Below are 495 nucleotides of genomic sequence, written 5' to 3' on the forward strand. Positions count from 1 at the left end.
AGCACCGGCTGTACCGCGGTACCGGCGTCCAGCGCGGCCTGGAACACCGCCGGCCGGAACCGGCCGATGCTGCGTCCGCACCAGGTGCTGCCCTCCGGGAAGGCGACGACCGTCGAACCGTCGCGCAGGGCCGCCGCCAGAGCGGCGACGGTGTGCGGCAGCGCGCGCAGCCGCTCCCGGTCGATGAAGAGGGTGCCGCCGAGCCGGGCCACCGCGCCCAGCACCGGGTAGTGGGCGACCTCCGCCTTGGCGAGCGTGCGCCCCGGTTTGACGGCCGCGAGCAGCGGCACGTCCAACCAGGAGATGTGGTTGGCGACCACCAGCGCGGGCCCGGGCACCGCCCGGCCCGACATCCGCACCCGTACGCCCAGGGACGCGGTCAGCGTGCGGACCCAGCGCCGCACCAGACGGTCCCGGCGGGCGGCCGGCAGGCGCCGGACGAGGGGCAGGGCGAGCACCCCGCACAGCAGCACGGCGGTCGCGGTGGCGAGCCGC

Annotated in this window: 1 protein-coding gene; it reads right to left on the reverse strand. The window is 77.4% G+C overall.

Annotated features, from left to right (window positions below):
* On the reverse strand, positions 1-495 hold a 495-nt coding region (locus ACYVE9_RS28030; protein WP_461030691.1), incomplete at both ends, for a lysophospholipid acyltransferase family protein.

The sequence above is a fragment of the Streptomyces sparsus genome (assembly GCF_054776295.1).